Raw genomic sequence first — 21,213 nt, 5'->3', positions numbered from 1 at the left:
GACAATTTTCATTATAATGATATTTCTTTGCTCCTCTTGGTCCGCAAATAAAAATGTTATTTTCTGGTGGACTAAAAGATGTGCATAAAGCAAATAGTACAAGTAAAGTATATTTCATTAGTTTATTTTTATTTGACAATTAGATTGTATTCGTTTCCTATTTTATCAGTAGCTTTTAGTTTTCCATAAGAAACCCATTCTGTATTAATTTCTAGTTCTGGAATACTATCTGTTATTAAAATTCCTGCACCGTATTTTCCTTCTGTATTAATATTTCCAAAAACAGAATCACCTTTTATGTTTATTCCTTTAACATGATAGTTGTACTTGTAATGTCCAGGATGTCCTGTTCTGTATTCGTACTTATATGTAGAATTTACATGATATGTTTTGGCTTCTTCTGCAGTAATAGTTTTGCGATCGTCTGCTGTAATTGCACTTTTATAAAACGAATTTACTTGCGGAAGTGCGGGTGGAGGCGGAGCATCGGCTTTTTTACAGGAAAATATAAAAAGTAATAAAATTAGAAGAGAGTAGTTTTTTTGCATAGGCGATGTGGTTTAGAGTTAAAAACTTTTAGAGTTTAGTTGTGATAAATCTAATTAGAATTAAACTCTTTTAAATAAGTACTTATACTGGATTTAGTTCTGTTTCGTAAAGAGCTACAGTTTCTAATAATTCTTTTTCATATTGATAGATACCATAAATAGTAGTGATGGCAATTTTAACTTCGGTTTTATTGGATATCCATAATGTGGAGAATTTTAAAATGAAGTTTTCTTAGAGCGGGATTTAAAGATGAAAAAGAGGACAATGAAGTTCCTCTTTAAAATGTAATATTTTTTAAATAAAGTCTTTAATGATTTTATCCATGTTAGAAGGGAGGTCAGCATTTTTAATTTCGAAATGTTTTATTTTCATTTCAGAAAGCCATTTAGTCCAATAAGCTTTTATAATTTTTTCTTCAAATGGATTGCTTTTGCTTGGATTTATTCCTAAAACTAAGACCTCAAGATTGGATAAATTAGCGTCAATTTTAATGAAACCAAAATTTTCTTTATCAAATTTTTTCTGCCAATCATTCTTATTTAGTCCATTTTGTTTAATTAACTGTGGCGTTAAGTAACTGGATAAATTTCCATCTCTAATTTGTGTTCCATCATAAAACATATATCCATCAGTTAAAATAATTAAGATGTTTCTAAATTCCTTTTCAATACATTGATCTTGTACTTTACTGTCAAAGAAATTCCAAATATCTGAACCAATATATTTATCATCTCTGATTGCAGACTCATAAATTGTTGCTGTATTTGAAGAATAATTATTATTAATAGAATTAAGGAATTTTTTGGAAGCGTTGTTTTTATCTACAGAAATTTTCAATTGCTTTGAAATAGAATTAATTTCAGGATTTTCAGGTTCGGGATTAAAAAACAATTGCATTCTGTCATTAATTTGCCTCAGTCTTTTTGATTTTAAATGCTCTGTAAAAGCCTCAGAAACTGATTTTATATATCCTAAATCTCTTTGGTATATTTCCATAGTGGGATTTGGATTTTTTTGCAGACTTATTCGATCTGATAAATCAACAAGAATGCTGATGTTATAATTTTCTGAAACCGAATTTTTAACAGCCGTTTCTTTTTCTTCATTCTTAGTTTCCTCTTTACAAGAAAAAAATAAAATTAATAATAAAGACAGTGAAATTTTGAGTAAAGTATTTTTCATAATGTTAGTTTTTAAAATACACTAGATGTTGAAAATCAGGATCAATTAAATTTAATCTTCCGAGATGTTCTTCAGATAAATTTTCGCAGTTTTCCAATAGTTCTACTTTCTCTTTATGAGGTAAAGCAATTTCTGTATTGATTGCCTGAAACCATCCTTCTTTGTATTGATGATGATAATGCAGATATTCTTTTACAGGAAAAACAAAGCCATCGATTTTCAGTTGAAGTTCAGATATTTTACCATTTATAGTAACAATCTGCTCTTTAAAACCATTAATCTTATTTATGTAATCAGCTTTAAGTTTTTCTAGGTTTAATAAATTTTCTTTCTTGCCTCTTATAAAAGCTCTGATTTTATCAATGTTTTCAAATTCTTTCATTACAAAATCAAATACAAGCCCCCATATAATATAAACAACAAAGCCAGCAAAAATGATCATCCAGAATTCTGGCTCCCCCAAAGCAATGTTTAGATTGTACGGAGATGATTCTGTTGTTTTATTAAACTCGTATATTTTTTTCTCAATGATATAAGCCAAAAGAGAATCAAGTAAGAAAGTTATGGCAAAAAGAGCTGCGAGTCTGAAAATGTTTTTTATTCCTTTTCCTTTTTGAACCATGTGAATTACATAACCTAATCCCATAAAAACAAAAGGAATCGTTACAACCAAAACTCCTTCAAGCCAACTGGCTTTAAAAGCATTTATAAATGCGTCGGCATCGAAAATTGCTGCTGTTAAACTGTCATTTGAAAATTCCTTGAAAAAAGCAGAATAAGAAGCCGAAATGTAGAAAACCAAAACATATAATGTAATTGGAAGCAAAAGAATTAAACCAATATAAAATTGTGCTTTAAGACCTTTTCCTTCTTCAATTCCATATTTATCAGGATTTCGTTTTACTTCAATAATTTCGTTTTTAATCTGATCGATATTTTCATTTATGTCTTGTTCTTTTTTCTCAAAAATGCCAATTGCAGCTTCAGATTTTTTTAGTTCGGTTCTATTTTTTTCCTGTTCTTCACGATATGGTTGTTTTAGTCTGTCTTGCTCCATTTTTTGTTTTCGGCACTGGTCTTCAAAACTCATATATAAATTTTGGAGACATGCTTTTAGAACAATTGGTTTCCCAGTAGCTTTAACTGATGCAGCAAAACCACTCTGGTAATAAGTAATTCTAATTTGTTCTCTGTCTTCTTCATTTTCTTCTAAAATTTTAAAAGAAGAATCTTCAGATTTTTTTAAACTAAATAATTGTGTTAGTGGTTTCATAACTTAAGCGTTTAGTTGACTAATAATTTCTTCTTTTCCAATGTTTTTCTGTACACAATCGATAAGATAGTCAGATAAATCATTGATATTTTCTTCGATAAAATCAAATTTTCTGCAATACTTTCGTAGCATGTTTAATTCATCATCAGTAATTTTTCCATCTGCCCAAATAATTCGGGTAAGGTCATATAGATATTCAATTTTTGTATTCAAGGCTTCTGGGGCTATAAATTCGGTATTGACAGGATTTAGAAAAAGTTTGTCAAGTTCTTCTTTTGGAATCCCTCTTTCGTCTGCAAAATGATATAGCATTTGAAGCTCTAATACATTAAATTGATCATCAGATAATGCCATTTGATATAATCTCAAAAAGTGACTTTTTAGTTCTAGTGTTATCATGTTTATAGGGTTTTTATTTTAAAGATTCACAAGCTTTTCCATCTCCATCTGCATCCAGATTTTTGTAACAGCTTTTGTTGCTGTCAAAAGTTTTTTGAGCATCAGCTTGACTTTTAAAATCGGCGCAAGTTTTGGTAGGACAGCTTGTATTTGAACTTGATGATGAACTAGCGTTGTTCTCTGATTCAGAACAGGAAATGATCGAGCTAAAGGCAATGAAAGCCAAAATTAAGAGCATGCATCCATTATTTTTATTTGAAAACTTGGATCTGTTATTTGTATAATGTCCCTGAACATATGTTCCGTCTTTTCTGTAATATCCTTTTCGATATCCCATAATGTTAAAATTTAAAGTTATAGATTAAAAATGCAAGAAATCCTGTGAATGCAAATAGAACAAGGCATCCGCTGTTTTGGTATCGCACTCCTGGAATACCTGTTTTTGTAGAATATCCATTTCTGCTAAAGGTTCCTATTTTGGTTTTAAAACTTGGAAAAATTCCAGATTTGGTTACGTTTAATCCGAGTCCTCCTCCAAGTTTTATTCTTTTTTGAAATCGAAAGCCCATATTTTTTTAGGATTAGTTGATTAAAGATTTTCTTATTGTTGAAACTTCTATAGACATATCCTTAATTTTCATGTCAATCGAAGTTGAAAACAATTATTTTCTTTTTTTGTAGTGATTATTAGTGCTTGAGTTTTTGTATTTCCCACCTTTATGAGAACTACCTTTTCCGCCTTTGTAATGACCACTTTGAGCTTCGATACTTCCTCCTAATACTAAGAAGAATAAGCTAAATAAAATAGCTAATTTTTTCATGTTTTTAATTTTAATTGATTTATAACCCAAAAGTAAAACCAATCAAAATCAGTATTTTACGGAAATCCATAATCACTAAGATTTAGATTTTAGAAATAAAAAAAGCTCCCGAAGGAGCTTTAAAAAAGGAGTAATAAGAATTTAAATAATCCCCATATCTTTTGTTATAGAAACCAGATGAATCGTATTATTTGCCTTAAAAAAATCTTTTAGCTTTGCTAGTCTTTTTTCCATAGCACTTTTACTATTTGGTTTTGTATCACTGTTTTTAAAAATCTCTATGATTTCATCTTGAGATGTACCAGCAGACAAATATTTGAGAATTTTAATGTCAACATCGTCTATTTCATAATTCCCTTTTTCCTGCAATGCAGAAGCCACTTCAGGTGAAATAAATTTTTGATCAGAAGTCGAAATTAATGTAATGGCCTTTTTGAGATCTTCAATGCTGTTTCTGCCTTTTAATACAAAAGCATTAATGTCAGAATTGTCAAAAAGTGATTTTATGCGAACATTTTTATCTTCAATAGAATAAGCAATAATTTTAATATCAGGCTGAAGTTCGCGTACTTTCTGAATTAACTCGTCTCCACTGCCAATTTTTACTTCACGATGGTCTTTTTTAAACGAAAGATCGCTAACTAATAAATCATATGGTTCGTTATCCTGAATGGCTTTTCTTATTTTTAGGAAAGCATCATCACAATATTTTACGTGTTGAAAATTGACAATGTCAAAATCATTCAAAGTTTGTTTTACGGCTAAATTGAATTCTTCGAAATCTTCGGCAATAATTACTTTTTTAAACATAGGCTTTTATTTAGGCATTGTTATTTTTACTTTAAAACCTTTATCAGGTTCAGTATCAAAAGTAATAGTTCCTTTTAAGGACAAAATACGGTTTTCCATATTTTGCAAACCATTTTTTATAATTTTTGATTTTTCACAGCCTTTACCAATATCGCTGTAATCAATAAATAGAGAATTTGAGTTTGAGTTAAATTTTATTGATACTACAGAAGCTTCACTATGCTTTTTCATATTAACCATTAATTCATGCAAAACTCTTTGAATGGCAATTTTTTTCAAATCCTCGACTGAATCCCAATTTACTTTATCAACGCCATTAATGATAATGTTTGTTTGACTGCTATTATAAGTTGAAAGCATTTCTTTTAAATTGCTCGCATAATTTGTGCCGGTATCGATATCATTATTTTCTCGAGAAATTCCTCGAACTCGCAAATAAATATTATCTAATTTTTGAATTAAATTTTCTTTTATGCTTTCATTTTCTAACGACTGAGTTTGTGTAAAAGTAATGGTATTGAAAACGTCATTTGCTAACTCATCATGAATGTCTTTGGCAATTCTAGTTTCTGTATCGTAAGCTGTTTTTAGTTTTTCAATTCGATTTCGGTTCTCGTAAAACTTTCTCAAATAAAGTAGCAATAAAAAAAGAGATATAAAACCAATTAGAAATAAGATTTTTTGATATTGTGCTTTTTGAAGTGCCAGTAAATTTTCGACTTTCTCCAATCGTAGTTTTTGGTTTTCGTCTTTTTCTTTCTTTGAATCGTATTTTATTTTAGCAAATTTGTTTTTAAAATTGTTTCTAATTTTTATAATGCTGTCATTTAAAGAAACATATCTTTTTCCATATTTCATATCAGACCCATTAGAAATAAGAAACGATAATGCCCTCAGACGTTCATCAATGCTGTTAAAATTAGTTGCGATATCATAAGCTTTTTTGGCATATTCGTTTGATTTTTTTATATCTGGTCTTGAATAAAATTCTGCTAAATGAAGATAGCTTTCAATACTTCCATAAGAATCATCAATTTGTATTCTTAGTTTTAAACTTTCATTCATTAATTGAAGTCCTTTTTCATTCGATCCTTTTTTGAAATAAGCAAAACCTAAGTTGTCGATAACTCTTGCTTTACTTTTTGCAAGGGTATCAATAGCTTTTGTTTTTAGAATAGGCTCTAAAATTTTAATTGCCTCGTTGTAATTTTTCTTTTTAATATAGACAACAGCAATATTATTTAAAGGAGATTGTTTTGCTGCTTGATCGTTTGCTTCTTTTATCGCTTCATTATAATAAAATATGGCGTCATCATAGATCGAAAGTTCTTTATCGGCAATTCCGAAAAAATTATTAATTGCAGATTTATAATTATTGTCAATTTTTGCATAAGGTAATGCTTCGGTTAAAGTTTCTTTACTTCCATAATAATCTCCATTTATTTGTTGGATGTTTGCCATTCGAATTAAATTGTAAACAATATTCGCACTGTCTTTAGAAAGTTCGAAAGCAATTTTTGATTTATTAAAAAGATAAAAAGCACTGTTATAATTGTTTTTCAGAAATTGCTCAGTAGCTTTTTCTTGTATAAGTTTTGCCTCTTTTTTTGATTTTTCCGGATTAACTAATACGTTTGTTTTCTCCTCACACGAAATGAAAAGAAGAAGAATAAAGAAACAAAAAAACGGGGATCGTAACATAAATCGTACTTTCCCCGAAATTTAGTAATTTATTGAAAACAATAAATTTTATTTGTTATTTTTTTGGTGGATTAATATTAGTTGGGTCATCACCAGGACCAGGATCAGGCTCGCTTGATTGTCCTTCTGTAGGAACTTCTTTTTTTACTTCAGATTTTTGCTCTGAAGATTCTAATTCGTCAGCTGAGCAAGAGAATAAACTAATTGATAACAGCGCGCACGCTCCCCATAAATATAATGTTTTCATTTTTTTTAAAATTTAAAAGTTAAACCGAGGGGTATTGCTAACTGGATTTTTTCCAGGTTGGTTAATGAATGGCAATACCAAATTTTGTTTGGGAAGTGAAGTGCGTAGAACAGTAAGATTTTCATCTATACTTCCCGGAATAAAGTCCGTCTTACGGTTTTCCGCACTTGATACATGAACTAGTTTTGTACATTTGCTTTTGACCTGCAGATCAAAGCGATAACTAATTTTGTTGAGGCAAAGTAACAACCGTTTTGAGCCTGTATTCATACGGAATTCCGGGATATCCGAGTTAGTTTTAGAAAATCCCTATTGTTCCTTATAAATCCTTAAAACACCCAAAAAAAACGAAGCCTATGCCTAACAATACTTTAGAAGATTTATATAAAAATGCCATTAAAGAAAAATATGAAGAAGCAAAAAATGGTGATGATTTTTTTTTCTTGAATGCTCCAACGAGAGGTAAACTCAATAAGTTGTGTTGGGAAAAATTCACTAATAACGATATGCATTCAAATGATTTGAATGTCTTTAATTCTTTGCTTGGAATTTCTTTTGATATTAATTCAAAAAATAAGTTTAAGAAAGAGGCAGATGTATTTCGACCAGTAGAAAAATTTTTCAAGGGAGAAACAGATCCAGATAAAATCGATGTTGTTGATATGGCCGCAATTTTAGTAGATTTTCAACCAAGACCTTTTAATAAGTTTAGAAAAGAAATTGATCCAGAGAATTGGAAATTAATTGAAGAGTTAAGAGATACTGAACATCATAAGAGTGATTTTTTTTCTGACACTTTAGTTGAGGAGGTAGTAAATGAAAATTTTCCTGATATAAATAATGAAGAATCAGAGAAAGATAAAAATGAAGAAACTGAAGAAATAGAAGAAGATGAAAACCAAGGTTGGGAAGTAATTCCGAGAAGTATAGCAGATGTTTCCCCTCCTGCTAAGAGAGGAGGAGATGATGGGGGGAAATATGGATTTAAAAAATATTTAATAATTGCAACTTTTCTCGGGGTATTAGGTTTGATCATTTATTTAAGCATGTCGCAAAAAGATTGCATGCAATGGACGAATGATCATTACGAAAAAATAGAAAAATCTGAGGAAGGATTTTGTGATTCTTATTATGATGCGAGATATTTCAATTTAAAAAAGATTGCAGTATGTGATACAACAGATTTTTTTGACGATAAAGGAGCAGCAAAAGTGTTCTATATTAAAATTGGAAATTCTATAGAATGCTATAATCAACTCGCTCCTTATCCAGAAAATACGCAAAAATTCTTGAAGCCAATTACACAGCGTATGATCGATAAGTATTTATCAAATAGACCAAAATGCAATTAATTTAAATTTTCCTAAAATGCGATTTATGTAAGATTATCCTAAAATCATGGAATTTTTTGTAAGTATATACATTTAATTTAGCACTATTGAATTAAATAATTAAAAAACAAACAAAACATGAAAAATAGAAACTTTTTATTCGTATTAGCCTTAAGCGCGGGAATGTTCGTAACCTCTTGTAGTAACGACGATAATGAAGGAGAAACAATAGTTCCAATTCAAGGGAAGTATAACTTAAGCCAAACTGGAACAATTGTTAATGGGCAAGAAGTATTAATTGATGCGCCAGAGAATGCCGCAGGATGTAACAGAGATTATTTAGATCTAAGATTAAGTAATGCAGCAGTTATAGGTGATTATAGCGGTACTGACTGTTCTTTGACAGAGACTACAGGTACTTATGTAAGATCTCATAATGATTTGACTCTTACTGTTGGAAATATTAGTTCAACAAGTGATATCATGAATCTTACTAACAAAGAATTAAAACTTAAAGACAAAACAACTGGTATAATTACTGTTTATACTAGATAATAAAATTGTTTTGAGATAATTTCAATTCGTTTTGAAATGGAAAACGGAAACTCCAATTAAGAAGTTTCCGTTTTTTTTATTTTAGAAATTTAATTTACAGGGATGTAGACGTTAAAAGTAGCTCCTTCATTCTGGATGCCAGAAGCTGTAATGATTCCGTTATGGTTTTCTACAATTTTTTTCACAATTGCCAACCCGATTCCGGTGCCGTTATAGCGGTCGCGCCCGTGGAGACGCTGAAAAACTTCAAATATTTTTTTATTGTATTGGGCTTCAAAACCAATTCCGTTATCTGAAACCTGAATGTGACAATATTTTTTAACTGGAATTAGTTTTTCTTCTGAGAAATCTTTTCCAAATGCAATTTCGCTTGTAATTTTAATTATAATAGGAATTTCAGGATTCGAAAATTTCAATGAATTACTAATCAAATTATACAGCAATTGCTTGAACTGAAACGGAATAATGTCAACTTCAGAAGTCTGTCCAATTTCAATGACAGCACTTTTTTGTTCCAATTCTTCGGTTAAATCTTCTTTAACTTCTTTAATAATTTGGCAAAGATTTGTTTTAATAAAAATTCGTTCTTGACTATTTGTTCTCGAATAAGCTAGTAAATCATTAATTAAAGTCTGCATTCGCTGTGCGGCATTCTGCATACGTTTAAATTTATCTTTTCCGTTTTCAGATAAACTTTCCGATTCTTTTTCGATAATCTGAGAAGCAAAAGTTTGTATTTTTCGTAAGGGCTCCTGCAAATCATGACTCGAAATGTAAGCAAATGACTGAAGTTCTTTGTTCATTTCTTCCAGTTCATTGTTTTTCTGCTCTAGTTCGAGTGCATTCATTTTTAATTTATCGTCGGCTTTTTTTCTTTCAGTTAAATCGTGCGTTACTTTAGAAAAACCTATGACATCCCCTTTTTTATTATGAACAGCCGTAATAACAACGCTTGCCCAAAATAAACTTCCATTTTTACGTGTGCGCCAGCCTTCATGAATAACCTTGCCTTTTTCTCTCGCAAGCTCCAAAAGTTTTTCTGGCAGTTTAGCTTTCTGATCTTCCTCAGTGTAAAAAGCAGCAAAATATTTTCCAACAATTTCCTCTGCTTTATACCCTTTAATTTTTTCCGCTCCTACATTCCAATTCTCTACAATTCCTTTTGAGTTTAAATAAAGAATGGAATATTCTTGGACTTCTTCGACCATTAAATGATAACGTTCTTCACTTTTTCGAAGCGACTCGTTGATCTGTATTAATTCTCTTGTTCTTGCTGTAACTTGTTGTTCAAGTTCGTGCGTAAAGGCTTTTTCTGTGTGAATATCAGTAAAGGCGCCAACCCATTTTATAATTTTATTATTGCGGCCAAAAACAGGTTCCCCAATAACAGCATGCCATCTGTACGAACCGTCTTTTCTGCGCATTCTTACGTCGCAACGATACATTTCGCCAGTTTTAAGTGCGTGTTGCCAGACTTTTACATTTTCTTCAAAATCGTCTGGGTGAATCATTTTCTGCCACGAACCTTCGACTCCTGGTTCAACTCCAGTATATTCGAGCCATTTTCCTGAGGTGAAAAGCGATTGGCCTTCAGCATCGGTTTCCCAGATTAACTGCGGAATGCTTTCTGTAAGTAAACGGAATCTTTTCTCGCTTTCTTCGATTTTTTTTCTGGCTTCGACTTTTTCTGTAACATCAATAAGCGTCACTCTGATTCCAGAAATTGAATTATCGCTTTCGCGGAGCGGTGCAAATTCAAAATCCACATAAAATTGATGACCCAATTGATTGTTATCATCAATGAAAAGTAAAGATTCAGATTCAGCATATACATTTCCAGATTCGTAAACTTGTTTTAGCAAATCTGCATATTTTTGTTTCTTGAGTTCTGGAAATAATTCTAATATTTTTTTTCCTTGAACCTCACTTTCTTCTTTTTTCCAAATATTACTTAAGAGCACAAAATTGGCCATTTCGATCACAAAATCATTTCCGCGCAAAATGGCTTTTGGAACAGGTGACTGCATAATAAGATTTCGAAGTTTCTTTTCGCTTTCTTCTATTTTCTGCTGATATTCTTTTTCTTCGGTAATGTCGCGAATCGTTCCGATTAATTTTTCGGGTGCATTATTTTCATCATAGAAAACTTTTCCTTTACCTTCAATCCAATGAATTGATTTGTCTTTCCAAATTACGCGTACTTCATAATTTAGAAAACCAGAATTTAAAGCCTCTTTAAAGCCTTTATTTCGAATGTGTAAATCATCAGGATGAAGATGTTTCAGTAATTCTTCGTGACTCAGGATAACATCTTCGGTGTAACCGCCAATAATTTCAAGATATCTTTTAGAATAAGTTGGAATGCGTGTTTTTACATTCAGTTCCCAAGTTCCTAATTCGCTGGCTTCAACGACAATTTTAAGGCGGTCTTCGTTGAGTTCGATTTTTTTTCGGGCTTCTACTTTTTCACTTACTTCGGTAACGGTTACCAAAATTCCTGAAATTGTTCCGTTTTCTTCTTTGAGCGGATGATAAAGAAAATCAAAATAAGAAGTTTCAATTTTTCCGTATCGATTTAAAGGAACAGGAACTTCAATTCCGTGAAAAGGAATTCCAGTATTTAAAACACTGTCTAACAAAACGCTGACAGTTTCTTTTACTTCAGGAAGAGAATCATACAATGGTCTTCCGACAAAAGTCTCTTCTTCTCGATCTACAAGTTTAAGATAAGCCTCGTTGGCCATTTCTACAACATATTCTGGTCCTCGAAGAATCGTGATGCCTACAGGAGCCTGTCTTACTGTATTACGGAAACGTTTGTCGCTTTCTTCAATTTTTTGTTTGGCTAAATATAAATCAGTAATATCTACAGCCGTATTCATAACACCGTAAATTTTTCCATTTAAATCAAACAAAGGCGTAAAACTATAATTGAAATAAGATGTTTTTAAAACATTGTCAACAACAAGATCAATTCTGGTATTTTTAGAATGAAAAGATTGTCCTGTTTCATAAACGGTTTCGACTTGCTTAAAAATCGGCTCATTTTTTAATTCAGGAAGAATTTCAGTGTATGTTTTTCCAATTACATTGGGGCCTTTTCCCCAAACTTTAATTATAGATTCATTTGCCAGTTCAATACGCATTTCTTTGCCTACATAAACTGCAATCGGAAAAGGTGCATTTTCAACCAGCTGTCTTATTTTTTGTTCGCTTTCTTCTACTTTTGAACGTGCTAAAACCTGAGCGGTAACTTCTGTAGCAATCGCGGCAATTCCAGAAATAGTTCCGTCTTTTTCTCGTAAAGCTTCGTAAACAAAATTAATATAGGTGTTTTCAGTTTGCCCATTTCTATTTAATTGGACAAAGAGTTCGTCTGTTGAGATTTTTTTTCCATCTCTAAAAACGCTGTCGAGAATTTCGTCAAAACCTTGTTTTTTCAATCCTGGCAGAACTTCAAAAATCGGTTTATTAATTATATTTTCGGCTTTTGTTTCCCAAAGCAGCAGCATTTGTTCGTTGGCTATTTCAACAACATGATTTTCGCCTCTAAAAATGCACATTGCCACAGGAGCCTGCATGATGTTATTGACAAATCGTGCGTTACTTTCTTGTAAAGCATCTGCAACAATTTTCTTTTCGGTAGTTTCGATAACGGTAACTAAAATTCCGCCAATCGATCCGTCTTCAATTTTTATCGGACTGTATGAAAAATCAAAATAACAATCTTCTGTATAACCATTTCGGTCGAGCTGAACTTTAAAATCAGGAAAACTTACGGCATTTCCTTTCATGACATCCGAAAACATAGGGCCAATAGTATCCCAGATTTCGCTAAATGTCTCTCGAGAACTTATGCCTAAAGCTTTTGGATGTTTAGAAGCGCCAAGAATAGGACGAAAAGCATCATTATACAATTGCGTATAATTTTCTCCCCAAGCAATGTACATTCCAAACGGATTGGCGAGCATCATTGCAGTGATTGTTTTTAAACTTTGCGGCCAATTTTTTGGATCGCCCAAAGAAGTTTTGCTCCAATCTGCAGAACGACTTAAATTCCCCATTTCTCCTTCTTGGGAAAAAAAATAATTTTCCTCTTTTTTGTGGTTCATTTCCAAAGAAGATTAAGGTTGCAGAATAAAATTGGCTCTTTCGGGCTGTTTGAAATTGTTTTCGGATGCAATGTTGAGTGCTTTTTCTATTACATTTTTTAGTTTAGAAAATTCACCAGGTTTTCTAATATAAAAAGAAGCGCCTTTTAGGTATAATTTGTCAACTATTTCGCCGTCTAGCGAAGTAGAGAAAATAATAATAGGCAGGTTTTTTAAGTTTTCGTTGTTTTTGATTTCATCCAAACATTCCAGTCCATTTTTTCTGGGCATATTTAAATCCAAAAAAAGAACATCTGGAAGATTTGAGATATGAGTTTTTAAGTAATCCATCAATTGCACTCCATCATTTACCATTGATAGAGTAGTGCTGATAGCTATTTCGTCGAGAGCTTCTTTAAAGAAAAGGCAGTCATCTTCGTCGTCATCAGCCAATAAAAGATAGTAATGCTCTTTAGTCATTTTTAGTCTCCTTAAATTTAGGGGTTAAGTTTTGTTTGATAAATTTAACTTTTTTAAGTAAGATTTCCAGTTTTTTTATGAAGAATGTTTTTTTAAATAGTAAAAAATAATAAAATTTGATTGTTTTCTTTTTCTCATACAATTTTAATTTAATAATTACGTTTTTATTAATCCTTGCATTTTTTTAAAACTTGCTTTTGAGATTTATTTTTCTTGTCAAATAGAATATAGAAATTACTTTAAATCCTTCTAAAATCTCACTCCTTCCATTCAAATTTTTACCATTTTAATGTATACCGTATCCAAAAAGTGTGAAATAATTACACACTCCTTTTTGTTCTTGTTTTTCTAAAATGCTCTATACCAGTATAAAGTCGTATTGGCATGCCGATTGTAAATTGTGTTAGTGTCAAAATCTTAGATGAATCCGAATTTTGAAAGGAACAAGATTTTGCTAAAAGCCAAATTAAGAAAATTAAAAAAGGAGTATAAGCATGGAAAGCGAAACAATTATCTCAGACCAATTTTATGCGAACAGCAGTTCAGCAATCAGCAAAAAAACATTAAACAGTTCTTTTTTTAGAACCAACGAAAAATCACAAAAAATACATGTAGAAAGGCCAACAAGTCCTTTCGGATTAACAATTCTTATTGCAACATTTTTATTATTAATTGCAAGTGTCGTTGTGGTATTTCAATTGCAAGACGATTTCGAACAATTTCATTTTGAAAGAATTGCTTCGACTTGGGGATTGCCATTTTTAGTAATCACAACAATTTTATTTTTCTATCAAACAGGAGTTTTCTTGTACAGTTCTTATTTGTACTTAAGATACAAAGCAATTCCATCAGTATCAGATGATTTATTGCCAACTTGTACGATTATCGTTCCAGCATACAACGAAGGAAAACTAGTTTGGGATACTTTATTGAGCCTTGCAGAAAGCGATTATCCAGCAGAAAAATTACAGCTTCTAGCTATTGACGATGGAAGTAAAGATGATACTTGGTACTGGATGCAAGAAGCAAAAGCAAAATTAGGAGATCGTGTTACGATTTTTCAACAGCCTAAAAATCAAGGAAAACGTCAAGCATTATACAGAGGATTTAAATTAGGAACAGGAGAAATCTTTGTAACTGTAGACAGTGATTCTATTGTGAAAAAAGATACTTTAAGAAACTTGGTTAGCCCATTTGTTGTAAACAAAAAATGTGGTGCAGTTGCAGGAAACGTTCAGGTTTTGAACAACAAAAAAGCAATTTTACCAAAAATGCTTAATGTAAGTTTTGTAATGAGCTTCGAATTCCAACGTTCTGCAGAAAGCGAATTAGGTTCTGTATTATGTACGCCAGGTGCTTTGGCAGCGTACAGAAGAGATGCAGTTTTTAACTGTCTACCAGAATGGATCAACCAAACTTTTATGGGACAACCATCAGATATTGGAGAAGATCGTGCTCTTACAAATATGATTTTGAAACAAGGTTTTGAAGTGAAGTTTCAAAGAAATGCAGTAGTATTAACCAATGTTCCAGAAGAATACAAAGGATTATACAAAATGTTCATTAGATGGGCGAGAAGTAACGTTCGTGAAAATCTTATGATGGCAAAATTTGTTTTCACAGATTTTAGAAAAGATTCAAAATTTGGACCAAGAATGCTGTTTTTAAATCAGTTTTTCAAAATTGCAATGACGTATCCGTTCTTATTGTTTATGTTCTACTTTATTGCAGTTCACCCAATATTATTCATTAGTTCAACATTGGCAGCGATCTTAATATTCTCAACATTTTCTATGTTGTTTTACGCAAAAAGATATACGCTTGCAGAATCATTCTGGGCATATTCTTACAGTGTTTTCTACACTTTCAGTTTATTCTGGATTACGCCTTATGCCATTGCAACTGCCAATAAAAAAGGCTGGTTGACTAGAGGACTATAAATTTAGTACACTATCATTCTATTATATAAAACTCCGCCAAATGAAAACCCGCTGTTAGTGTCAGCGGGTTTTTCTTTTTATTTCATTCCGTAGGAATGTCTCGTCGGTAGTTATTAATATGCATCGCCACACATTCGTTCCGTAGGAACGTTTGGATAATCGTTAATTGCGCAAAATCAGGTGTCCCTACAGGACACAATGCCAAACAAAACATTTTTTTTCTACCGACGAGATATTCCTAACGGAATATTTATTTGGAATCTAAAGCAGCTATAATCTGCCTTTTCATTGTCGTATTGGTATAATCTAAAGCTTCGGCATAAGAAATAGAATATTTTCTTTCGATGTTTTGAAAATGTTCTGGAAATGTGCTTAAAACTTTATCGTAATAAATATTGAGCTGTTTTTCTGAAGGCATTTCATATTTCAAACGAAGCTGGAATCTTCGCAATAAAGCGCTATCTATTATTTCGTAATGATTGGTTGCACAAATCAATAAACTATCAGAAGGGAAATAATCAAAAAGCTGAATGATGGTGTTTACCAAACGTCTCATTTCGCCAACATCTTTATCGTCGCTGTCACGACTTTTTCCGATTTGGTCAAATTCATCTAAAAATAAAACGGCTCTTTCCCGAATAGCTTTATCAAAAATCGCTTTTAAGTTTTTAGAAGTTTCGCCAATTCTAGAATCAACGACGGTACTTAGATTGACAATGATAATCTTTTTGTTTAAAGTGTTGGCAATCGCTTTTGCCGTTGTCGTTTTACCGCAGCCAGAGCTTCCGTACAGTAAAATTTTGTTGTCGACTTTAAGATTATATTGCTTTAATTCTTCGATATATTGATGTTCTTTGATAATCTGAAGCAAAGCAGTTTTATTTTCATCACTAAAAAATAAATCGTCTAAAGCAATTTTTTCAGTATCAATTACGGTAAGATCATTCAGGTTCATCTGCTTTTAATTTGCTGCAAAATTAAGTTTTATTCTGCAATGTTTTCGTTCCAGATTTCTTTTCCTAAAAAACGGTTTCCGAATATTGAAGTACCAATTCTCACCATATTAGAACCTTCCGCAATGGCAAGTTCCAAATCTTGAGACATTCCCATAGAAAGTTTTAAATCTTGTAAACCTTCAATTCCTTCCGAATAAATTTCATCTCGAATGGTTCTTAAAAGCCGTAAAGACGGAATCATTTTTTCTTTTTCAACATCCAAAAGTCCAATGCTCATTAAACCTTTAATATTTAAAGTGTCGTAAGTTTTTATTTTTTTAATGAATGATAAAACGTCTTCTGGCGCCAATCCGAATTTGCTTTCTTCGTATGAAGTATTCACTTGAACAAAAACATCCAATTTTCTATTCTGATTTTGAAGCTGTTTGTGCAATTCATCAGCCAAATTTATTCTGTCTAAAGATTGAATGCAAGTCACGTATTTCAGAACATCTTTGACTTTATTCGTTTGAAGATGTCCAATAAAATGCCGTTCAACAGGGAGATTTTTCAAAATATCATTTTTATCTCGCAATTCCTGCATTTTGTTTTCGCCCATTAAAGTTTCTCCAGCTTCTATTGCAATTCGTACATTTTCTGCCGGAACAGTTTTAGTCGCCAATAAAAGCTGAACATCAGCAGGATTTCTGCCCGCAATCCTACAAGCATTTTCGATACGCTGATGCACTTTAATCAAATTAAAAATAATGTCGTTTTTCATATCGCAAAATTAAATCTAAATCATAAAATCAAACTGGACCAGTACCTCTCAAAAAATGAAAAAACTGGATGATTTACAGCTTTAAAACTCAACATAAATTTGCAGAGTAAAATAAGTCTCTAAGTTTCTGAGATTCTAAGTTGCTAAGCTATTTAGCAGTTGAAAAAAAACTTAGAATCTCAGAAACTTAGAACCTTAGTAACTTAAAAAAAAATGAAAATAGCAGTTTGGGATACCTACGTAACCCGCAAAGACGGAAAAATTATGCACTTTGATATTTTGGTTGACGAAAATATTAACGATGCACAACAAGTTTATGAATACGGAAAATTATATCTGAAAAGTGTAGATCAAGAAGGGCAAGCTTTATCTTCTAAGGAATGTCGATTCTGCCACATTGATAAAGCGCCAATTGAAGTAGAAAATCAAGTTCGGGAGAATGGTTTTTCTATTATTGAAATGGAAAATTGTAATTAATTTATTTAACACATAGAAACATAGTTTTTAGAGAGTTAAAAAGGCGTTTCATTTTCATAAATACACATAGCTGTGTGTAATGACTAGTCATTCTATTTTAATCTTTTCGAAAACATAAAATCTATGTTTCTATGTGTTAAAAAAATTAAGGTTTATAATTTTAAAGCAATTTAGAAAGTGCTTTTAAACCTTCTTCCATTTGTTTTTCAGAAAGAGAAGCATAACCCAAACGGAAGCCTTTTATCGTTTCATCAAAACTAAATCGGTTGGGATTCATGATCTGAATACCTTGAGATTTTAGTTTTTCGGAAACTTCTAGAACATTAATTTCTGCTTTGGGAACAATCCAAAAAGCAAGTCCGCCTTCGGGTTTTGTAAATGTGATTTTATCTTTAAGATATTGATTTAAGATGCTTTCGAAAAAATCTCTTTTGCTTTTATAAACCAAATTGGCCTTTTTAAGATGACGTTTTATTTTGCCTTCATTAATAAGATTTAAAATCGCTTCTTCCATAATGTTATCGCCTTGCACATCAATGATTTTTCTATGATTTCCTATCTTCTGAATGTTCTCGTGTGAACTAGCTAAATATCCAATACGCAGCGCAGGAGCAACAATTTTACTGAAAGTACCAATATAAATATAGTTTTTCAGATTTGAATAACTCGAAATTGGAAGGATCGGCCTTTGTCCAAAATGAAATTCATTATCGTAATCATCTTCAATAATCGTAAAATGATATTGATTGGAAAGTTCAATAAGTTTCAAACGCTTTTTTAAGGACAAAGTAACCGTGGTTGGAAATTGATGATGTGGCGTAACATAAATCGCTTTTATGTTTTTATGCTGCAAGTATTTTTCGACTTGATCGATATCTAATCCATCCGATTCTACATTTACGGAAAGTAAAGTTGCGCCTGCATTTTCAAAAGCTTCCCAAGCAGGTTTGTAGCCAGGATTTTCGACCAAAACAAAATCGCCCGATTTTAAAATGCAATGCGAAGCCAGATACATCGCCATTTGACTTCCGCGCGTAATGCAGATTTGATCGTGCGAAATGCTCATGCCGCGTTTGAAATTCAGCATTTGAGCGATCGATTTTCTAAATTCCAAATTTCCCAATTCGCTGCTGTAACCCATAATTTGCCAGCGCGATTTTCGGCTAAACAATTCGCGATAAGCTCTTGCCAAATCATTCATTGGAGCAAGACGGCTGTCGGGAAGTCCGTCATCAAAAACTAAAAAACTTTTAGGTTCTTCAATTTCAATTTTTTGCTCTTTTTTATTTTCTGGCGAATAGCCGATTCTAGGAAGCGAATCGGTTACAAAAGTTCCTTTTCGGTCAATTGTAACGAGCCAGCCTTCGGCAATTAAAACATCCAAAGCTTCTACAACAGTGTTTCGGTTTACTTTTAGTAATTCAGCCAATTGCCTGCTTCCTGGTAAAGCATTTCCGCTGACCAGCTTTCCTATTTTGATAGCATCAATTACAGCATCGGCAATTTGCAAATAAATGGCTTTGTCTGATTTTTTGTCTAACTGAATTTCTAATGGCCAAGGTCGAAGCATCTGGACTGTTTTTATTTTGTAATTAAAAATAATCTGCTAGTCCAAAAATACAATAATTTCTGTGTCTTAAAAAGAAACTGAGATTTGTTTTGTATGAATATTTTGAGGTGATTTTCTATTTTATATATTTATGTCAGAATATTTTAGCCAAAAATAAACCACAATCTATGAAACAAAAATTAACTATTTTATTTTTCATCCTCGCAACCGCAGGGTTTTCCCAAGAATTGAAATACGGAACAGGAGGAACGGTTTATGATTCTAATGGAAAAAAAGTAAACTCAACAAATGTTCGAATCTTAATGTCTGACAATCCTGAAGCTTTGCACAAATATAATGTCGGAAGAACTAAAAAATCTTTTGGAAACGGTCTTTTCTATGGAGGATTAGCCATGATTACCACGAATGTTTTAGTGGCAATGAATACAGATGATATCAATTCTACTGGGTCATCGCAATATCCTCAAGTTTCTTCGGATCGTTCTAATATGACTTTGGCGGTTTTGGGCGGAATTCTAGTCGCAGCTTCGATTCCGATAAAAATTGGCTATCCAAGAAAAATTCGCGAAGCTATCGGAAGATACAATAGTGCGTTGCCTCTAACGTATTCAGACAATAATACGATCCAAACAGTTATCGTTGCTTCTAACAATCAATTAGGTCTCAAAATAACATTTTAAGTTTTTGAACCGATTGAAAAAGGAGTTTCAAATTTGGGGAAAGATAAAATTCAGGAATTATATTTACCAATAAAGCATTCATACAGAATGATTACACAAAATATATAAAAGCAAAAAAGCGGTTTTTTCTATGAGAAACCGCTTTTTTTGAGTCCTAAGAATATTAAGAAAGTACTGTGTCTGGCAGAACACTAGTTTTTTGTGTAAAATTTAAAGTTAGCTGATCCAGATGACCATAGAAAAAAGTATCTAAAATCTCTTGAAAAACAGGATGCGCATTTTCTATCTGAACAAATAAACTCATAGACGAATGAAGTTTTCTTGCACCAAGTTCTCCTAAAATTCCTTCGGCAGATTTCTTTTTTAAGGTCAGTAAAAGTTTAGAAATCTCAATTAAATGTTTCGATAAAATCGGATGGTTTAAAAATTCAGCAGCTTCTTTAAGATCAGCAACAGCATAATAATCAGAAAGAGCACTTTTACCAAGTCCTTTGATCTGCGGAAAAATAAACCACATCCAATGAGTTTCTTTTTTACCTTTTTTTATTTCAGATAATGCTGTCAGATAAAGTTTATTTTGCGCATCTAAAAATCGGGTCAAATCATTTTTTGCGTAAGTCATCTCTTGATTCTGTATTAAATAGTTTGTAAATCTAATTTGTTTAACAGGTAACACTTGTAATATATTTTTTAATGGAATTATTTCAAATTTTCGAATACCAAAAGTAGATGAGATATCTATTTTTCAGTTATAGAATTATGGCTTTGGTGTTATATAATTCAGATAAAAACTACACTGTAAGAATGCCTTGTTAATTTCTTTGTAAAGTTTTGAATGGTTCTAAATTCTAATGTTATTTTAATGTTCTGCAAAAAAATTGGCTCTAACTTGCGCGCTTAGAAAAAACATTATAAACGCCCTAAATCACTGAGATTTTCTATCAAAATTGATGTGATTTAATTAAGTTTCAAGCCTTTTATAGAGTATGTTGAATAAAATTAAAAATAGCTTTTTATGTAAATGCCTTCAGGTGTTGCTTGTCGGCTATTTTCTAATTAGCAGTTTGAACATCTCTAATAGTGTGGGCCGAATCTTAAACAATAACGCAGAAACCTACACAGTAAAAGGCATCACTTGCAATTTTCTGAAAAAAATCTTCAAATGCGACGGAATTCCAGAAGAACTGGATGACTATAAAACAAAAGATACCAAAACAGCCAAATTATCAAAAGGAATTCCTTTAATGGAATACCTGATTTCATCTGAATCGTTGATGCCTAGTTTTTATTTTTTAATAGAATCAGAAGGAAAAAAATATATTGATAATACAATCTTCTCATTTGGTTTTCACGGTAAAATAGATATACCGCCTCCTCGGCTGTATTCATAA

Annotated in this window: 23 protein-coding genes (1 of these 23 cut by a window edge); 6 read left to right on the top strand and 17 right to left on the bottom strand. The window is 31.8% G+C overall.

Going from position 1 to position 21,213, the window contains the following annotated elements; all coding sequences use genetic code 11:
- The 11 genes from QLQ96_RS22535 to QLQ96_RS22485 all read right to left on the bottom strand — a co-directional run.
- A protein-coding gene (locus tag QLQ96_RS22535; protein WP_482493361.1) for a hypothetical protein crosses the window boundary here: on the bottom strand, window positions 1-118 show its 5' portion. 92 nt of this gene lie to the left of the window's left edge; the window shows 118 of its 210 coding nt (coding positions 1-118); the start codon lies at window positions 116-118; its stop codon lies off the left edge, out of view.
- Between the two features lie 10 nt (window positions 119-128).
- On the bottom strand, window positions 129-548 hold the full coding sequence (locus QLQ96_RS22530; protein ID WP_482493360.1) for a hypothetical protein: 420 nt from the start codon (window positions 546-548) through the stop codon (window positions 129-131).
- 295 nt (window positions 549-843) lie between these two features.
- Window positions 844-1,731: a hypothetical protein gene (locus tag QLQ96_RS22525; protein ID WP_482493359.1), complete on the bottom strand. Its 888-nt coding sequence runs from the start codon at window positions 1,729-1,731 to the stop codon at window positions 844-846.
- A 4-nt stretch (window positions 1,732-1,735) separates the two neighbouring features.
- Window positions 1,736-3,004 carry an ABC transporter permease gene (locus QLQ96_RS22520; RefSeq protein ID WP_482493358.1) on the bottom strand — a complete coding sequence of 423 codons (1,269 nt, stop codon included), beginning with the start codon at window positions 3,002-3,004 and terminating at the stop codon, window positions 1,736-1,738.
- 3 nt (window positions 3,005-3,007) lie between these two features.
- Window positions 3,008-3,403, bottom strand: coding sequence for a tellurite resistance TerB family protein (locus QLQ96_RS22515; RefSeq protein WP_482493357.1), 396 nt, complete (start codon window positions 3,401-3,403; stop codon window positions 3,008-3,010).
- Window positions 3,404-3,416: 13 nt separating this feature from the next.
- Window positions 3,417-3,740: an excalibur calcium-binding domain-containing protein gene (locus QLQ96_RS22510; protein WP_482493356.1), complete on the bottom strand. Its 324-nt coding sequence runs from the start codon at window positions 3,738-3,740 to the stop codon at window positions 3,417-3,419.
- Window positions 3,741-3,744: 4 nt separating this feature from the next.
- Window positions 3,745-3,972 carry a hypothetical protein gene (locus QLQ96_RS22505; RefSeq protein WP_482493355.1) on the bottom strand — a complete coding sequence of 76 codons (228 nt, stop codon included), beginning with the start codon at window positions 3,970-3,972 and terminating at the stop codon, window positions 3,745-3,747.
- Between the two features lie 93 nt (window positions 3,973-4,065).
- Window positions 4,066-4,224 (bottom strand): hypothetical protein, encoded by a 159-nt coding sequence (locus QLQ96_RS22500; protein WP_286970024.1) that lies wholly within the window; start codon window positions 4,222-4,224, stop codon window positions 4,066-4,068.
- A gap of 141 nt (window positions 4,225-4,365) precedes the next feature.
- Window positions 4,366-5,034, bottom strand: a complete 669-nt coding sequence (locus QLQ96_RS22495) for a response regulator (protein ID WP_482493354.1) — start codon at window positions 5,032-5,034, stop codon at window positions 4,366-4,368.
- Window positions 5,035-5,040: 6 nt separating this feature from the next.
- Window positions 5,041-6,735 carry a tetratricopeptide repeat-containing sensor histidine kinase gene (locus QLQ96_RS22490; RefSeq protein WP_482493353.1) on the bottom strand — a complete coding sequence of 565 codons (1,695 nt, stop codon included), beginning with the start codon at window positions 6,733-6,735 and terminating at the stop codon, window positions 5,041-5,043.
- A 55-nt stretch (window positions 6,736-6,790) separates the two neighbouring features.
- The gene (locus QLQ96_RS22485; RefSeq protein ID WP_482493352.1) at window positions 6,791-6,982 is read right to left on the bottom strand and encodes a hypothetical protein; all 192 of its coding nucleotides are present in this window, start codon (window positions 6,980-6,982) and stop codon (window positions 6,791-6,793) included.
- A gap of 356 nt (window positions 6,983-7,338) precedes the next feature.
- On the opposite strand from QLQ96_RS22485, the gene QLQ96_RS22480 reads away from it, so the two are divergent.
- The gene (locus QLQ96_RS22480) at window positions 7,339-8,334 is read left to right on the top strand and encodes a hypothetical protein (protein WP_482493351.1); all 996 of its coding nucleotides are present in this window, start codon (window positions 7,339-7,341) and stop codon (window positions 8,332-8,334) included.
- A 117-nt stretch (window positions 8,335-8,451) separates the two neighbouring features.
- Entirely contained in the window at window positions 8,452-8,868 is a 417-nt protein-coding gene (locus tag QLQ96_RS22475; protein WP_482493350.1) for a lipocalin family protein, read from the top strand.
- 89 nt (window positions 8,869-8,957) lie between these two features.
- On the opposite strand, the gene QLQ96_RS22470 is transcribed toward QLQ96_RS22475, so the two are convergent.
- A complete protein-coding gene (locus tag QLQ96_RS22470) occupies window positions 8,958-12,980 on the bottom strand; it encodes a PAS domain-containing sensor histidine kinase (protein ID WP_482493349.1) in 4,023 nt (1,340 codons plus the stop codon).
- Between the two features lie 12 nt (window positions 12,981-12,992).
- Window positions 12,993-13,439, bottom strand: coding sequence for a response regulator (locus QLQ96_RS22465; protein ID WP_482493348.1), 447 nt, complete (start codon window positions 13,437-13,439; stop codon window positions 12,993-12,995).
- A 494-nt stretch (window positions 13,440-13,933) separates the two neighbouring features.
- On the opposite strand from QLQ96_RS22465, the gene QLQ96_RS22460 reads away from it, so the two are divergent.
- Entirely contained in the window at window positions 13,934-15,379 is a 1,446-nt protein-coding gene (locus QLQ96_RS22460; RefSeq protein WP_482493347.1) for a glycosyltransferase family 2 protein, read from the top strand.
- 250 nt (window positions 15,380-15,629) lie between these two features.
- Here QLQ96_RS22460 and QLQ96_RS22455 read toward each other — a convergent pair whose 3' ends face one another.
- Together QLQ96_RS22455 and QLQ96_RS22450 are read right to left on the bottom strand one after the other, a co-directional pair.
- Window positions 15,630-16,334, bottom strand: a complete 705-nt coding sequence (locus QLQ96_RS22455; RefSeq protein ID WP_482493346.1) for an AAA family ATPase — start codon at window positions 16,332-16,334, stop codon at window positions 15,630-15,632.
- A gap of 29 nt (window positions 16,335-16,363) precedes the next feature.
- Window positions 16,364-17,095, bottom strand: a complete 732-nt coding sequence (locus QLQ96_RS22450; RefSeq protein WP_482493345.1) for a YggS family pyridoxal phosphate-dependent enzyme — start codon at window positions 17,093-17,095, stop codon at window positions 16,364-16,366.
- Window positions 17,096-17,308: 213 nt separating this feature from the next.
- On the opposite strand from QLQ96_RS22450, the gene QLQ96_RS22445 reads away from it, so the two are divergent.
- Complete coding sequence (locus tag QLQ96_RS22445; RefSeq protein WP_482493344.1) at window positions 17,309-17,572, top strand: DUF2024 family protein; 264 nt, start codon at window positions 17,309-17,311, stop codon at window positions 17,570-17,572.
- Between the two features lie 160 nt (window positions 17,573-17,732).
- Here the strand turns inward: QLQ96_RS22445 and pdxR are convergent, their stop codons facing one another.
- Window positions 17,733-19,142, bottom strand: coding sequence for a MocR-like pyridoxine biosynthesis transcription factor PdxR (gene pdxR / locus QLQ96_RS22440; protein WP_482493343.1), 1,410 nt, complete (start codon window positions 19,140-19,142; stop codon window positions 17,733-17,735).
- 167 nt (window positions 19,143-19,309) lie between these two features.
- Between pdxR and QLQ96_RS22435 the strand changes: the two genes are divergently transcribed.
- Window positions 19,310-19,822 carry a hypothetical protein gene (locus tag QLQ96_RS22435; RefSeq protein ID WP_482493342.1) on the top strand — a complete coding sequence of 171 codons (513 nt, stop codon included), beginning with the start codon at window positions 19,310-19,312 and terminating at the stop codon, window positions 19,820-19,822.
- A 163-nt stretch (window positions 19,823-19,985) separates the two neighbouring features.
- Here the strand turns inward: QLQ96_RS22435 and QLQ96_RS22430 are convergent, their stop codons facing one another.
- The gene (locus QLQ96_RS22430) at window positions 19,986-20,444 is read right to left on the bottom strand and encodes a DUF1810 domain-containing protein (RefSeq protein ID WP_482493341.1); all 459 of its coding nucleotides are present in this window, start codon (window positions 20,442-20,444) and stop codon (window positions 19,986-19,988) included.
- A 460-nt stretch (window positions 20,445-20,904) separates the two neighbouring features.
- On the opposite strand from QLQ96_RS22430, the gene QLQ96_RS22425 reads away from it, so the two are divergent.
- Window positions 20,905-21,213, top strand: coding sequence for a hypothetical protein (locus QLQ96_RS22425; protein WP_482493340.1), 309 nt, complete (start codon window positions 20,905-20,907; stop codon window positions 21,211-21,213).

This window comes from Flavobacterium sp. B167r (genome assembly GCF_056824315.1).
The sequence above is the reverse complement of the archived record's forward strand: the minus strand, read 5'-3'. Positions and strand labels throughout refer to the sequence as shown.